The 13212-nt window shown below is 72.8% G+C and carries 14 protein-coding genes; 5 read left to right on the forward strand and 9 right to left on the reverse strand.

Going from position 1 to position 13212, the window contains the following annotated elements:
- Positions 1-41: 41 nt before the first annotated feature.
- A complete protein-coding gene (locus ACFWIS_RS10910) occupies positions 42-722 on the reverse strand; it encodes a transglycosylase SLT domain-containing protein (RefSeq protein ID WP_380463243.1) in 681 nt (226 codons plus the stop codon).
- A 702-nt stretch (positions 723-1424) separates the two neighbouring features.
- Entirely contained in the window at positions 1425-2867 is a 1443-nt protein-coding gene (locus ACFWIS_RS10915) for an amino acid permease (protein WP_380463241.1), read from the reverse strand.
- Between the two features lie 331 nt (positions 2868-3198).
- Between ACFWIS_RS10915 and ACFWIS_RS10920 the strand changes: the two genes are divergently transcribed.
- Both ACFWIS_RS10920 and ACFWIS_RS10925 read left to right on the forward strand, forming a co-directional pair.
- The gene (locus ACFWIS_RS10920) at positions 3199-4206 is read left to right on the forward strand and encodes a Ku protein (RefSeq protein ID WP_380463238.1); all 1008 of its coding nucleotides are present in this window, start codon (positions 3199-3201) and stop codon (positions 4204-4206) included.
- Positions 4207-4249: 43 nt separating this feature from the next.
- Positions 4250-4531, forward strand: a complete 282-nt coding sequence (locus tag ACFWIS_RS10925; RefSeq protein ID WP_380463236.1) for a hypothetical protein — start codon at positions 4250-4252, stop codon at positions 4529-4531.
- Positions 4532-4566: 35 nt separating this feature from the next.
- Here the strand turns inward: ACFWIS_RS10925 and ACFWIS_RS10930 are convergent, their stop codons facing one another.
- Together ACFWIS_RS10930 and ACFWIS_RS10935 are read right to left on the reverse strand one after the other, a co-directional pair.
- On the reverse strand, positions 4567-5955 hold the full coding sequence (locus ACFWIS_RS10930) for an NADP-dependent succinic semialdehyde dehydrogenase (RefSeq protein ID WP_380463234.1): 1389 nt from the start codon (positions 5953-5955) through the stop codon (positions 4567-4569).
- A 116-nt stretch (positions 5956-6071) separates the two neighbouring features.
- Positions 6072-6353, reverse strand: a complete 282-nt coding sequence (locus tag ACFWIS_RS10935; protein ID WP_380463231.1) for a DUF6158 family protein — start codon at positions 6351-6353, stop codon at positions 6072-6074.
- A gap of 139 nt (positions 6354-6492) precedes the next feature.
- Between ACFWIS_RS10935 and ACFWIS_RS10940 the strand changes: the two genes are divergently transcribed.
- Genes ACFWIS_RS10940 through ACFWIS_RS10950 form a run of 3 tightly spaced genes read left to right on the forward strand, consistent with a single transcriptional unit; the run spans position 6493 to position 9421 of the window.
- Positions 6493-7086, forward strand: coding sequence for an ArsR/SmtB family transcription factor (locus tag ACFWIS_RS10940; protein WP_380463229.1), 594 nt, complete (start codon positions 6493-6495; stop codon positions 7084-7086).
- Entirely contained in the window at positions 7083-8375 is a 1293-nt protein-coding gene (locus ACFWIS_RS10945; protein WP_380463226.1) for an MFS transporter, read from the forward strand. Before ACFWIS_RS10940 ends, ACFWIS_RS10945 begins: the two co-directional genes overlap by 4 nt.
- 47 nt (positions 8376-8422) lie before the next feature.
- Positions 8423-9421 (forward strand): adenosine deaminase, encoded by a 999-nt coding sequence (locus ACFWIS_RS10950; RefSeq protein WP_380463224.1) that lies wholly within the window; start codon positions 8423-8425, stop codon positions 9419-9421.
- A 154-nt stretch (positions 9422-9575) separates the two neighbouring features.
- Here ACFWIS_RS10950 and ACFWIS_RS10955 read toward each other — a convergent pair whose 3' ends face one another.
- The 5 genes from ACFWIS_RS10955 to ACFWIS_RS10975 all read right to left on the reverse strand — a co-directional run bounded on the left by ACFWIS_RS10955 (position 9576) and on the right by ACFWIS_RS10975 (position 13089).
- On the reverse strand, positions 9576-10163 hold the full coding sequence (locus ACFWIS_RS10955) for a dihydrofolate reductase family protein (RefSeq protein ID WP_380463221.1): 588 nt from the start codon (positions 10161-10163) through the stop codon (positions 9576-9578).
- A gap of 72 nt (positions 10164-10235) precedes the next feature.
- Positions 10236-10883: a vitamin K epoxide reductase family protein gene (locus tag ACFWIS_RS10960; RefSeq protein WP_380463219.1), complete on the reverse strand. Its 648-nt coding sequence runs from the start codon at positions 10881-10883 to the stop codon at positions 10236-10238.
- A complete protein-coding gene (locus tag ACFWIS_RS10965) occupies positions 10880-11674 on the reverse strand; it encodes a thioredoxin domain-containing protein (protein ID WP_380463217.1) in 795 nt (264 codons plus the stop codon). The genes ACFWIS_RS10960 and ACFWIS_RS10965 overlap by 4 nt, the downstream gene beginning before the upstream one ends.
- Positions 11675-11765: 91 nt before the next feature.
- Complete coding sequence (locus ACFWIS_RS10970) at positions 11766-12425, reverse strand: hypothetical protein (protein WP_380463214.1); 660 nt, start codon at positions 12423-12425, stop codon at positions 11766-11768.
- A 64-nt stretch (positions 12426-12489) separates the two neighbouring features.
- A complete protein-coding gene (locus tag ACFWIS_RS10975) occupies positions 12490-13089 on the reverse strand; it encodes an SRPBCC family protein (protein WP_380463212.1) in 600 nt (199 codons plus the stop codon).
- Positions 13090-13212: the final 123 nt, after the last annotated feature.

The raw sequence follows: 13212 nt of genomic DNA on the forward strand, positions 1-13212 counted from the left end.
CCTCGGGGCGTGTACGGAGGGCGGCTCGGCCGGAGGCCGGCTCAGTACCAGTGGTGGCTCTGCCAGAACGCCCAGGCGCCGCAGGGGCTGCCGTAGCGGGAGTTCATGTAGTCCAGGCCCCACTTGATCTGGGTGGCCGGGTTGGTCTTCCAGTCCGAGCCCGCCGAGGCCATCTTGGAGCCCGGCAGCGCCTGGACCAGGCCGTAGGCGCCGGAGGAGGCGTTGACGGCCATCGGGTTCCAGCTGCTCTCGCGGGACACGATGTTGCTGAAGCACTGCAGCTGGCCGGCCGGCACGATCTGCGCGGCGATCTGCTGCGGGGTGCCGGAGGGGGCGGCGAGGGCCTGGCGCTGCTGGGAGCGGGAGGCGGCGGCGTCGGCCTGGGCCTTGGCGTCGGCCTGGGCCTTGGCGTCCGCCTGGGCCTGCGCGTCGGCCTCGGCCTGGGCCTGGGCCTTGGCGTCCGCCTCGGCCTTCGCCTGGGCCGCCTGGGCCGCCTGGGCGTCCTGAGCGTCCTGGGCGGCCTTCTGGGCAGCGGCAGCGGCGTCGGCCTGCACCTGGTCGGCCACCGGCTTGCCGTCCACCGTGACGGCGGCCGCGGGGGCGGCGGCCTCGGTGGAGGTCCCGCCCTGCGGGAGGGCGAGCGCGGCGGTGGCGGCGCTCGCGACCACGAGGGTGGCGATGCCGGTGATCAGGGAGTTGCGGCGGGCATGGCTGAGCTGCATGGAGCGGTCGATCCTTTTCCGTCGGGGGCCGTGCCGGGGGCACCGGGCGCGGGGCATCGCACGGGCTCCGGGTGAGCGGGGCCCGCGCGGCCGTCCGGGACGGCCGTGGCGCCCCGGCGGAGAACGGCGGGGCGGGCGGGCTGCGCACGGCGGACGGGGCCGGCCGGCGCTGCCTGGCGACGGGCCATTCTTGGCAGGGCCGGGGACGGGTGGCAAAGGCGCTCGCTACTACGCCGCGTAGTGGCTGAGGGGCGGGTGCGGCCGGACACGCCGATGGCTTTGGGGAGGTTTGTCCGCTTTTGGTGTCCGAGGGTCAGGGGTGGGCGGCGTCGGCGGAAGATGAGGCCTGGAGGCTCGATGGCCTGGGTTCTTCAGGCCGGGCCCGGCCTGAGGGTGGGCGGCCGGCGGGCGGCGGCCGGTACCGGGCGCCGGGTGCGCCGACCGTGACAACTATCCAGGACCGTAGATGCGAAACCCCCTGTGGGCGGGCTCACACGGGCGCGGCGCCGACATCGACACAGCGTGACCGGCCGATGGCGGCCCGGTGGACGGGGGCGGACCGGGAGGGAACGGCGCCGGGCGGGGAATGGCGCCGGGCGGGGAACGGGGCGGGGTGGGGACGGCACCGGGTGGGAACGGGACCGGGCCCGGGGGCCTCCGCAACGGCTCCCGGGCCCGGCGTTCAAGCGCGGCGCGGACGGGTCAGGAGCCCACCGCCGCCGCGGCCCGCCGCCGTCGGCCCACCACGGCCGAGGCGCCGAGCACGATCGCTGCGGCGACCAGCGAGAGGTACATCTGCTTGCGGCCGTCCTCGGTGGTGAACATGTACGCCATCACGAACCCGATCATGCCCATCGCGGTCCAGGTCAGGTACGGGAAAAGCCACATCCGCACGGTCAGGCGCTCGGGCGTCTCCCGCTCGATGATCCGGCGCATCCGCAGCTGGGTCGCGCAGATCACCAGCCAGACGAACAGTGCGACCGCGCCGGAGGAGTTGAGCAGGAAGGCGAAGATGGTGTCCGGCGAGTAGTAGTTGAGGAAGACGGCGATGAAGCCGAAGACCACCGAGGACAGGATGGCCACCCGCGGCACGCCGCGCGAGGTCACGGTGGCGAAGGCCTTCGGCGCGTCGCCGCGCTGACCGAGCGAGAAAGCCATCCGGGAGGCGGTGTACATCCCGGAGTTGAGGCAGGACAGCACGGCCGTCAGCACGATCACGTCCATCACCTGGCCCGCGTGCGGGATTCCCACGTGGTTCAGGACCGCCACGTACGGGCTGGCCTTGACCTCGGCCGAGTCCCAGGGCAGCAGGGTGACCACGAGCAGGATCGAGCCCAGGTAGAAGACGCCGATCCGCCAGATCACGCTGTTGGTGGCCTTGGTGACAGCCTTCTGCGGGTCCTCCGACTCGCCGGCGGCGAGCGTGACGATCTCGCTGCCCATGAAGGCGAAGACGACGGTCAGCATGCCGGTGAACACCGCGCCCACGCCGTGCGGCAGGAAGCCGCCGTGGCCGGTCAGGTTGCTGAGGCCGACCGCGTGGGTGTTCGGCAGCACGCCGAAGACGGCGAGGGCGCCGATCACCAGGAACGCCGCGATCGCGACCACCTTGATCCCGGCGAACCAGAACTCGAACTCGCCGTACGAGGACACCGAGAAGAGGTTGGTGGCGGTCAGCACCGCCATCACGATCAGTGCCCAGCCCCACTGCGGGACGCCGGGTACCCAGTTGTGGAGGATCTTGGCGCCGGCCGTCGCCTCGACCGCGAGCACCACGACCCAGAAGAACCAGTACAGCCAGCCGATGCTGAATCCGGCCCAGCGGCCCAGCGCGCGGTCCGCGTACGCCGAGAACGAGCCGCTCTGCGGGTCGGCCGCCGCCATCTCGCCGAGCATCCGCATCACCAGCACCACCAGCACGCCGGCCAGGGTGTAGGAGAGCAGGATGCCTGGACCGGTGGTGGCGATGCCCGCGCCGGAGCCGACGAACAGGCCCGCGCCGATCACACCGCCGATGGCGATCATCGACAGGTGCCGGTTCTTGAGCCCGGCCTTCAGGTGGCCGTCGCCGCCGTGTCCGACCGGGCCGAGCTGGTGGGGGACCTGGGTGGTGTCCGCCGCCTGCTTGGTGGTGTCCGCACTCATGGAGGGTGTCCTCTGTTCTTTCCCGCGCGGCATGACCCTCGGCTCGTCGCGCCGGAGGGTGGGGGGACAGACCCGCGCATTGCGGTGCAACCTACTTTCTACGCCTGAGTATCGGAACAGCTGTTTGGTAACTGTTCGCTCACCGGACACAAAAGGCCAGGTCAGAGCTGGTGGAAAAGTGGCGGGAAAGGCTCAAATCTGACGCATCGTCACCATGGCGGGAACCCGCCAGGCCGTGCGGAGGCCCGGACTCCCCGCCCGCGGCCGGCGGCCCCGCACCCGGAGCCCCGCGCTGTGGCCGATCCGGGCGAACGCGCGCACAGTGGGAGACATGCAGACCACCTGGAAGGGGACGATCAGCTTCGGGCTGGTCAGCATCCCCGTCCACCTCTACTCCGCGACCCAGGAGCACGACGTCCCGCTGCACCAGGTGCACGCCAAGGACGGTGGCCGGGTGCGGATGAAGCGGTACTGCGAGCGGGAGGAGAAGGAGGTCCCGTACGCGGAGATCGCCAAGGGCTACGAGTCGCCCGACGGCCGGACGGTCACGCTCAGCGACGATGACCTCGCCGACCTGCCGCTGCCCAGCAAGAAGGTCATCGACGTGCTGGCCTTCGTGGACGCCGGCGAGATCGACCCGCTGATGTTCTCCAAGGCCTACTACGTGGGCGTCGCCGACAAGGCGGCCGCCAAGCCGTACGCGCTGCTGCGCGACGCGCTGGTGGAGTCCGGGCAGATCGCGGTCACCAAGATCGCGCTGCGCACCCGGGAGTCGCCCGCGGTGCTGCGGGTGCACGACGGGACGCTCGTCCTCCAGACCTGCATCTGGCCCGACGAGGTCCGCCCGGCGGCCGGGATCGCGCCCGAGGAGGACGTCACGGTGCGGCCGCAGGAGCTCAAGATGGCGCGCTCGCTGATGGACACCCTCTCCGAGGACTTCGACCTCGCCCAGCTGCACGACGACTACCAGCAGGCGCTCCAACAGGTGATCACCGCCCGGCTGGAGGGCGTCGAGCTGCCGCACGAGGAGGAGGCCGGCGAGGCTCCGGACAACGTGATCGACCTGATGGAGGCGCTGCGCAGCAGCCTCAGGCAGGCCAAGGGCGGGCGGGCACCGGCGGCGCCGGAAGAGCCGGAAGAGCCGGAAGAGCCGGAAGAGCCGGAAGAGCCGGAGAAGGCGGAGGGCGGGAAGCCCGCGCCCCGCAAGCGCGCCGCCGCCAAGAAGACCGCCGCGAAGAAGACCGCCGCGAAGAAGACCGCCGCCGGGGCGGCCGGGAAGGCCGCCGCCGCGAAGAAGACCACCACCCCTAAGTCCACGGCTCCGCGCAAGGCCTCCTGACCGCGCGGGCCGGGGAGCCCCCCGACGACCGCAGGAGATCCCGATGGACCTGCTCACCTACAAGGAGCTCGACAGCGGCCCCGACGCCCCGAAGGACCGGAGCTGGGGCTACCGGGCCTGGCACTGGCTGCTCAGCCTCAGTCCCACCGTCGTGACCTTCATGGTCGCGCTCTCGATCGGCCTGCTCATGGTCGAGGTCCAGACGGAGTGGGACCCGATGATCGGGCTGATGGCCTTCTTCTGGCTCCTGACCTTCATCGCACTGGTCGGCATGGTCGCCCGCTGGGCGACGCCCGGCCGGGGCAGGCACCGGATGGCGGCCTGACGGTTCGGCCGGGCGGCACGCGGCTCCGGGCGTACTCAGCCGATCCACACCGTGGTGACGTTGCAGAACTCCCGGATGCCGTGCCCGGACAGCTCCCGCCCGAAGCCCGAGCGCTTGACCCCGCCGAAGGGCAGCGCGGGGTGGGAGGCGGTCATCCCGTTGAAGAACACCCCGCCGGCCTGGATGTCGCGGACGAAGCGCTCCTGCTCGTCCTGGTCGGTGGTCCAGACGTTGGAGCTGAGCCCGAACGGGGTGTCGTTGGCCAGCGCCACCGCCTCGTCCAGGTCGGCGACCCGGTAGACGGTGGCGACCGGGCCGAAGGCCTCCTCCTGGTGGATCCGCATCGCCGGGGTGACGCCGGTCAGGACGGTCGGCTCGTAGAACCAGCCGGTGTCCCAGCCCATCGGGCGGTTGCCGCCGCACTCGACCCGGGCGCCGTGGGTGCGGGCGTCCTCGACCAGCTCCTCCAGGTCGTCCCGGCCCTGGCGGCTGGCCAGCGGGCCGACGTCGGTGGTCTCGTCCATCGGGTCGCCGATCCGCAGCGCGCGCATCGCCTCGGTGAAGGCGGCGGTGAAGCGGTCGTAGACGTCGGTGTGCACGATGAAGCGCTTGGCGGCGATGCAGGACTGGCCGTTGTTCTGCACCCGGGCCCGGACGGCGGTGGCCACCGCGGCGTCCAGGTCGGCGCTCGGCAGCACCACGTACGGGTCGCTGCCGCCCAGCTCCAGCACCGCCTTCTTCACCTCGTCCGCGGCGGTGGCCGCGACCGCCCGCCCGGCCGGCTCGCTGCCGGTGAGGGTGACGGCGGCGACCCGGCGGTCCCGGATCACGCCCTCGACCGCGCCCGAGCCGATCAGCAGGGTCTGGAAGCAGCCCTCGGGGAAGCCGGCCCGCCGGAACAGCTCCTCGATCGCGAGCGCGGTCCGCGGCACGTTGGAGGCGTGCTTGAGCAAGCCCGTGTTGCCGGCCATCAGGGCCGGCGCGGCGAACCGGATCACCTGCCAGAACGGGAAGTTCCACGGCATCACGGCGAGCACCGGGCCGAGCGGGCGGTAGCGGACGTACGCGCGGGCGGCCCCGCTGTCGGCCACGTCGGCCGGGGCCGGGTGCTCGTCGGCGAGCAGCGCCTCCGCGTGGTCGGCGTACCAGCGCATCGCCTTGACGCACTTGGCGGCCTCGGCCCGGGCGGCGGCGAGCGGCTTGCCCATCTCCTCGGTCATGGTGCGGGCGAGCGGTTCCGGGTCCCGGTCCAGGAGGTCGGCGGCGCGGTGCATCAGTTCGGCGCGGGCGGCGAAAGGGGTGCTGCGGTAGCCGTGGAAGGCGGCCTCGGCGCGGGCCAGCCGCCGCTCGACGCCGGCCGCGTCGAGGGGTTCGAAGGTCTGGATGATCTCGCCGGTCGCGGGGTTGACGCTGGCGATGGGCATGCGGGGCTCCCAGTGGCGGGTTCGGGTCCGGTGCGTCTGCCCTCACACCCTCCCCGACGGCCCGCCCCCGGGCGCGCCACCGCTGCCCGGCGTGTCCCGCCGGGCGGCGGCGCCCCTCACTCGGGCAGCGACTCCACCCGGGCCGCCGCCTCCCGGGCCCGGGCTCCGGCCCTGGTCCGGGCGGCGGTCACCTGCCGGAGGGGGAAGCGGTGCAGGTACTCGGCCTCCAGCTCGCCGGTGCGCAGCGTGTGCCGGTTCAGCGCCTCCTCCGAGCCGTACAGGAAGGTCTCGTGGCGGGTGCGGTGCAGCTGCTCCAGTTCGTGCAGCAGGGTGTCGTTGCCCAGGGCGTGCGGAGAGACGCCCCCGGGCCGGATGTGCGGGTCGTTGACGTGGCGCATCTCGGTACCTCCTCGGCGCGGGCCCCTCCTCCAGTGTCGGGTGCCCGGCGCCGGTGCACCCGTTCTCGTCGGACCCAGTGCACAAGGGGTGTTGTAAAAGAGATGTCGTACAAGAGTTCTTGTGGATATTCTCCGGGGCATGGACGACACCACGGACCGATCGCGCGGCGCCCGGGAGATCCAGGACTCCCGGGTGCTCGCCGCCCTCACCCACCCGCTGCGCCGCCGGCTGATCGACCTGCTCAAGGTCGACGGCCCCGCCACCGTCGGACGGCTGGCCGAGCGCACCGAGCAGGCGGTCGGCAACGTCAGCCACCACCTGAAGGTACTGGCCGAGAGCGGACTGATCGAGGAGGCGCCCGAGTTCGCCCGGGACCGGCGCGAGCGGTGGTGGCGGCGGACCGACCGCGAACTCAGCTGGACCAGGGCCGACTTCGACGGGGACCCGGTCACCGAGGCGGTCGCCGACGCGGCCGGGTCGATCCTGCTGGAACGCCAGGTCGAGCTGGTCCGCGAGTGGGCGGTGCGGCGCGGCGGCTACCCGCCGGACTGGCGGGACGGCTGCTCGGTGGCCACCCAGACCTGGCTGCGGCTCACCCCGGCGGAGGCCCGGGAGCTGGCGGCCGACCTGCACGCGGTGATCCAGCAGTGGGCGCAGCGGCCGGTGCCCCAGGACGGGCGGGAGCGCGAGACCGTCCTGGCCTTCGCCCACAGCGTCCCGGCGCGGCCGTGACCGCCGTCGTCGCCCCGCCCGGCGCGCCCGAAGTCCGGTCCCGCTGGGGCCTGTTCGCCCAACGGGACTTCCGCCTGCTATGGGCCGGGCGGACCGTCAGTCGGCTGGGCAGCAGCGTGACCACCGTCGCGCTGCCGCTGGTCGCGGTGCTCACCCTGGACGCCGGGCCGCTCGCCACCGGCCTGCTGACCAGCGCGGTCTGGCTGCCCTGGCTGCTGTTCGGCCTGCCCGCCGGGGTGTGGGTGGGGCGGGCGCCCCGGCGGGCCGTGATGATCGGCTGCAACCTCGGCTCCGCCGCGCTGTTCGCCAGCGTGCCGGTGGCGGGCCGGCTCGGGGTGCTCACCCTGGCGCAGCTGCTGGCCGTGGCCTTCCTCAGCGGGGTCTCGGCGGTGTTCTCCGGCGCGGCCGAACAGGCCTACCTGCCCGAACTGGTGGCGCCGGAGCACCTGATCGAGGGCAACGCCAAGCTGGAGGGCAGCGGCTCGGCGGCCGAGGTGGCCGGCCGCGGACTGGCCGGGCTCACCGTCCAACTGCTCGGCGCGGCAGCCGGGTTGCTCATCGACGCGGTGAGCTTCCTGATCGCGGCCGGCACCCTGCTGCGGATCCGCTCCCGGCCGCAGCCGGTGGCCCCCGAGCGGGCGGGCCTGCTCGGACAGGTCCGGGAGGGGCTGTCCTTCCTGCTGCGTGACCCCTACCTGCGGGCCTTCCTGTGCTTCGGTGCGGCGGCGAACTTCGCGCTCATGGGCTACCAGTCGATCCTGGTGCTGTTCCTGGTCCGGGAGGCCGGGATCGCGCCCGGTTGGGTCGGCGCGCTCGCCTCCGCCGCCGCGGCCGGCGGGGTGCTCGGCGCGTCCGCGGCCCGACCGCTGTGCCGCCGGCTGGGCACGGCCCGCGCGGTGCGGATCGTGTTGCTCACCGCGGTACCGCTCGGGCTGCTGATGCCGCTGGCCGCCCCGGGGCTCGGCACGGCGCTGTACGTGGTCGGCGCGCTCGGGGTGGTCGCGGCGGTGGTGCTCTGCAACGTGGTGCTCGGCAGCTTCCGGCAGTCCTACACCCCGCCCGCGCTGCTCACCCGGGTGGCGGCGGGCTCGATGTTCGCCGTCCACGCCACCATCCCGCTCGGCGCCCTGGCCGGCGGCGCGCTGGGCGCGGCGATCGGGCTGCGGACCACCATGTGGGTGATGACCGGCCTGCTGGTACTGGCCGGCACGCTGCCGCTGTTCTCGCCACTGCGCACCCTGCGGGATCTGCCCTCGGCGCCCCCGAAGATCGGGAAGATCGTAGGATGAATTCCGTTCCTTCCATCCCGTTCCCCGACAGCTCGGACAGATCGCCCATGCCGCTTCCCAAGGCCGAACTCCACCTGCACATCGAAGGCACCCTCGAACCCGAGCTCGCCTTCGCCCTCGCCGCCCGCAACTCCGTCACGCTGCCGTACGCCGACACCGAGGCACTGCGGAAGGCGTACTCCTTCAGCGACCTGCAGTCCTTCCTCGACCTCTACTACGCGCTGATGGCCGTGCTGCGCACCGAGCAGGACTTCGCCGACCTCGCGGACGCCTACCTGGCCCGGGCCGCCGAACAGGGCGTGCGGCACGCGGAGATCTTCTTCGACCCCCAGGCGCACACCGCGCGCGGGGTGCCGCTCGGCGTGGTGGTGGACGGCCTGACCCGGGCGCTGTCGCGCAGCGAGGAGCGGTACGGCATCAGTACCCAGCTGATCATGTGCTTCCTGCGCGACGAGTCCGCCGAGTCCGCGCTGGACACCTTCGAGGCCGCCCGCCCGTACTTCGACCGGATCGCCGGCATCGGCCTGGACTCCGCCGAGGTCGGAAACCCGCCCGCGAAGTTCCGCGAGGTCTACCGCCGGGCCGCCGAGGCCGGGCTGCGCCGGGTCGCCCACGCGGGCGAGGAGGGCCCGGCCTCGTACGTCACCGAGGCACTGGACGTCCTCGGCGTCGAGCGGATCGACCACGGGCTGCGCTGCCTGGAGGACGGCGAACTCGTCGCCCGGCTGGTCCGTGAGCAGATCCCGCTCACCCTCTGCCCGCTCTCCAACGTCCGGCTGCGCTGCATCGACACCCTCGCCGACCACCCGCTGCGCGAGATGCTGGACGCCGGCCTGCTGGTCACCGTCAACTCCGACGACCCGGCCTACTTCGGCGGCTACGTCGAGGACAACTTCCGGGCCGTCCGGCAGGCCCTGGCCCTCGACCAGGAGACCCTGCGCCGGCTGGCCGCCAACTCCTTCCGGGCCTCCTTCATCGACGAACGGCGCCGGGACGAACTCCTGGCCGAGGTCGAGCGGTTCAGGTTCGAGACGGCCGAGGAGTGAGCACGGATCCGGGCGAACCCACGACGGATCGAGCGGGACCGTGGTCGGAGGGGGAAGCCGGAGGCGTCGTCCTTCGTCACGGTCGAGGACTTCTGGGGCGGCGTGCTGGTGGGCTTCCTGGTCGGCTGCTCGGGCACCGCCGCGTTCGCCCGGCTCACCGGGGTGTCGACGTAGCGTCGCGGTCCCGGGCGTAGTGCAGCAGGGTCACGCCGTTGGTGAAGCGGTGGGTCTCCAGCAGGGTGAGCGGGACGGGCTGCTCGGTGGGGCGGAACAGCAGGGTGCCGCGGCCGAGGACGACGGGGTGGACGTAGATCCGGAACTCGTCGATCAGGTCTTGGGCCAGGAAGGACTCGGCCAGATCGGCGCCGCCGAGGGAGAGGTCCCCGCCGGGGCCGGCGGTGAGGGCGGCCACGGTCTCGGGGGTGACCTCGCGGACGACGGTGGTGTTCCAGCCGGCGTGGTCGAGGGTTCGGGAGAAGACGGTCTTCGGCATCGCCCGCCAGATGCCCGCGAACTCCTTCATCGGGCCGTCGGCGGCCGGGTCCCGGTCGGCGGTGGGCCAGAACGAGGCCATCAGCTCGTGGGTGCGCCGGCCGGAGACGAAACCACCCATCCGGGCGAGTACGCGGTTGAAGTGGGTGTGCACCTCGTCGTCGACCCGGTGCCAGCCGAGGTCGTGGTCCGGGCCCTCGAAGTAGCCGTCCAGGGAGACGTTGGAGAAGAGGACGATCTTGCGTCGCATGGCGGCCTCGTCAGGGGGAGGGTTCGCCGCCCCCTCGGCTGGGGGTGGTGGGGAGGGGGCGGCGGACGGGGATCAGAGCAAGGTGCTCCAGTAGTACCAGAACCGGTTGAGCACCAGCAGCGCGATCACCGCGTACCAGAGCGCCGGGACGACCCAGTGGTAGCGCACGGCCTCCCGCACCACCGTCCGCGTCCTCGGGCCGACCGGGATCACCCCGGAGCGCAGGTTGTGCAGGGTGGTGTACCAGAACAGCGGGATCATCGCGGCCCACACCACCATGCAGTACGGGCAGAGCGCGCCGATCCGGTACAGCGCCTGGTGCATCAGCCAGGTCACGAAGCCGACCCCGAAGACCGTCCCGGCCTGCAGGCCGAGCCAGAACCAGCGCCGGTACGCCGCCCCGGCGAGCAGCCCGGCGCCGATCGCCGTCACCACCCCGAAACCGACCAGGCCGATCAGCGAGTTGGGGAAGCCGAAGGCCTCCGCCTGCTCGCTGCGCATGATCGAACCGCAGCTGATGATCGGATTGATGTTGCAGCTGGGGACGTACGACGGGTCCTTCAGCAGCCGGATCTTGTCCAGGGTGAGGACCGTCGAGGCGAACAGGCCGACCGCGCCGCCGATCAGCAGCAGCCAGGCGAACGGGCGGCTCGCGCCGAAGGTCCGCGCGGTGGGGGTTTCGGTGGCTGGGGTTTCGGTGGTGGGGGCGGGGACGGTCACCCGGTCACCTGCTTGACCATCGCGGTGAACTGCTCGGGGGAGGCGGCCTTGCCGTTGGTCAGCACGTCCAGCTTCTTGCCGTCGAGCTTGACGGTCGGGGTGCCGGTGACGTCGCTCTTGTCGAACTGCTCGTTCACCTTGGCCGCCCACGGGGCGTAGGTGCCGTCCTGGACGGCCTTGACGAAGCCGTCGGTCTTCAGGCCGGGGACCTGGCCGGCCAGGTCCAGGAGGTGGTTGACGTCGCCGAAGTCGTCGCTGCGCTCGCCGGGCTGGTTGGCGTACAGCACGTCGTGGAAGGCCTTGAACTTGTCCACGCCCTCGTTCAGCGCGGCCCCGGCCGCGGCCAGCGCGGTGCGCGAGCCCTTGCCGCCGAGGTTCTTGTCCAGGAACGTCGCCAGGTGGTACTCGATCTTGTACGTGCCGTTGTCGGCCAGCTGCTGGATGGTCTTGCCGGTGGTGGTCTCCAGCTGCTCGCAGAACGGGCAGCGGAAGTCCTCGTAGATCTCCAGGGTGTGCGGCGCGTCGGCCTTGCCGTAGCTGATCACGGTGCCGTCGGTGCCGCCCGCGTTGGCGGGGACGACCAGCGGGCCGTTCGCCCCGGCGGCCGAGGAGGAACCGGAGGGGCCGCCGACGGCGAAGGCGACACCGGCCGCGAGGGCGAGGACGGCGGCGGAGGCGGCGCCGACCACCACCCGGCGGCGGATCCGGTCGGAGCGCTCGGCCTGGGCGCGGGCGGCGCGCATGCGGTCGGTGGCGTTGGTCTTCGGGGCGGTCTTGCGGGTGTTGCTCATGGGTGTCGTCCTGTGCTCTCGGGCGTACGGGAGTGCGGCACGACCGGTATCGGGTCGGCGCGACGGAGAGACGACCGCTGGGCGAAGGGGCTCAGACGGCCAGGGCGAACACCGGCGGACCGCGCCGGACTGCTGGGCGCACCACCACGTCCTCGGCCGGGACCAGCACGCGGCTGGCCCGGGGGAACGGCACCCGGACCACCGGGCGGGCCGGGACGGGCGCGGCCAGCAGCCGAAGCCAGCGGGCCGCGGCCGGCAGGTGGGACTGCAGGAACTCGCCCAGCACCTGGAGGGCCCGGGTGAGGCCGCTCAGCGCGGCGTCGGCGCGGCGCAGCCAGAAGGCGCCGGCCAGTGCGATCGCCGTGTGCAGCAGCAGGAGCAGCAGGACGTCGCTCTGCTCGGACACGCCGTGACCGAGCAGGAAGCCGCCGAGCGAGCCGCCGCCGCAGAGCAGCGGGCGGAAGCCCTGCCCGGCGTCGGCGGGCAGGGAGGGGCAGGAGCGCTGCGCCAGGTCGAACAGGGCGCTGACGCCGAGCTGGAGCGGGAGGAACGCCGCCGCGACCGCCGGGTAGCCGCGTTCGCGGCCGGCCAGGGCGAGGGCGAGGGCGAAGACGGCCGCCGCGGCCAGGCCCATCGTGCCGACCGGCAGCGTCCGGCCGGTGACCAGCACCTGGCCCAGCCCGGCGAGCAGCACGACCAGCGCGGCGAAGACCGCCGCGCGGAGCGTCCTGGTGACCGGGCCGATGTCCATGGCATCCGAGTCTGCCACAGGTTGAAGGCGGAACGGTCTTGTCGTCGGCGGGCTGTGAACAGCCTCACGACCCGTGCTGAGCTGGGCTTATGTGGTTCTTATGGGGCGTCGCGGGGTTCGGAGTGGGGGCTGGCGTGGGGTTCGGAGTGGGGTTCGGAGTGGGGGTCGGTGGGGGTGGTGCGGGGGTGGTGTGGGGGTTGGTGGGGGTGGTGCGGGGGTGGCTGTCGGCGGCGGTCACCCGGGCCTCCAGCAAGTCCCGGAAGTGTTCGAGGTCCCCGCGCACCGCGCGCTCGATCGCCCCGGCCTGGGCGAAGCCGCGAGGGCCGCCGAACTCCTGGTGCACGGCCTCCGGGTCGTACTCCACCCGGATCTGCAGCCGGGTGTGCCGGGGGTCGAGCGGCAGCAGCGCGAACGCGCCGCTCAGGTGGACGGAGTCCAGGGTCCGCCAGGCCATCACCCGGCCCCGGCCGCGGTCGGTGATCTCGGTGTCCACCGACCGTTCGGTGCTGCCGACCAGGACTCCGAGGTGGGCGAGGTTCCGGCCGTGGGGGTGGGCGCTGCGGACGCCGTCGACGAACTGGGGGTAGTCGTGGACGCGGTGCAGTTGCTCCCAGGTGGCGAGGACGGGGGCGGCGATGTCGATCTGTTCCTCAAGGGTGGTCATGGGGGTTCCTCCGGGGACCAGCCTGCGCTTTGTTGGGGGGTGGGGCAAAGGGGGGGGCGCTGCGGGGGGCTGTTGGTTGGGGGGTGGGCTTTCGGGAGGGTGGGTGGTGCCGGGGGCGGTTCC

The sequence above is a fragment of the Kitasatospora sp. NPDC127060 genome (assembly GCF_042724935.1).
In the GTDB taxonomy this organism is placed as follows: domain Bacteria; phylum Actinomycetota; class Actinomycetes; order Streptomycetales; family Streptomycetaceae; genus Kitasatospora.